Annotated in this window: 1 rRNA gene; it reads left to right on the forward strand. The window is 55.0% G+C overall.

Annotated features, from left to right (window positions below):
- Nucleotides 1-1,361 (forward strand): 23S ribosomal RNA (locus ACFQ02_RS02620); the annotation flags it as partial.

The following is a 1,361-nucleotide window of genomic DNA, read 5'->3' on the forward strand; positions in this document are numbered from 1 at the left end:
CAGGTGTGACGCAGGAAGGTAGCCAAGCCGGGCGATGGTTGTCCCGGTCTAAGGATGTAGGGCGAACGGTAGGCAAATCCGCTGTTCATGATGCCTGAGATCTGATGGGACCCCCGTTTGGGGGGATTTGGTGATCCTATGCTGCCGAGAAAAGCATCGACGCGAGGTTTTAGCCGCCCGTACCCCAAACCGACACAGGTGATCAGGTAGAGAATACTAAGGCGATCGAGAGAATTATGGTTAAGGAACTCGGCAAAATGCCCCCGTAACTTCGGGAGAAGGGGGGCCCCAACCTTGAACACCACACGCTGGTGGGAGGGGATCGGGGCCGCAGAGACCAGGGGGAAGCGACTGTTTACTAAAAACACAGGTCCGTGCGAAGTCGCAAGACGATGTATACGGACTGACTCCTGCCCGGTGCTGGAAGGTTAAGAGGACCGGTTAGCCTGTTATGGGCGAAGCTGAGAATTTAAGCCCCAGTAAACGGCGGTGGTAACTATAACCATCCTAAGGTAGCGAAATTCCTTGTCGGGTAAGTTCCGACCTGCACGAATGGAGTAACGACTTCCCCGCTGTCTCAACCATAAACTCGGCGAAATTGCAGTACGAGTAAAGATGCTCGTTACGCGCAGCAGGACGGAAAGACCCCGAGACCTTTACTATAGTTTGGTATTGGTGTTCGGAGTGGCTTGTGTANACTTCGGCCCGTAATCCGGGTCAGGGACAGTGCCTGATGGGTAGTTTAACTGGGGCGGTTGCCTCCTAAAAAGTAACGGAGGCGCCCAAAGGTTCCCTCAGCCTGGTTGGCAATCAGGTGTCGAGTGTAAGTGCACAAGGGAGCTTGACTGTGAGAGAGACATCTCGAGCAGGGACGAAAGTCGGGACTAGTGATCCGGCGGTACATTGTGGAATGGCCGTCGCTCAACGGATAAAAGGTACCTCGGGGATAACAGGCTGATCTTGCCCAAGAGTCCATATCGACGGCATGGTTTGGCACCTCGATGTCGGCTCGTCGCATCCTGGGGCTGGAGTAGGTCCCAAGGGTTGGGCTGTTCGCCCATTAAAGCGGTACGCGAGCTGGGTTTAGAACGTCGTGAGACAGTTCGGTCCCTATCCGCTGCGCGCGCAGGAAATTTGAGAAGGGCTGTCCTTAGTACGAGAGGACCGGGACGGACGAACCTCTGGTGTGTCAGTTGTACTGCCAAGTGCACCGCTGATTAGCTACGTTCGGATGGGATAACCGCTGAAAGCATCTAAGCGGGAAGCTCGCTTCAAGATGAGATTTCCATACACCATTGTGTGTGAGAGGCCCCCAGCCAGACCACTGGGTTGATAGGCCGGATGTGGAAGCGAGGACTAAC

This window comes from Seminibacterium arietis (assembly GCF_042675725.1).
GTDB classification, from domain to species: Bacteria; Pseudomonadota; Gammaproteobacteria; order Enterobacterales; family Pasteurellaceae; genus Seminibacterium; species Seminibacterium arietis.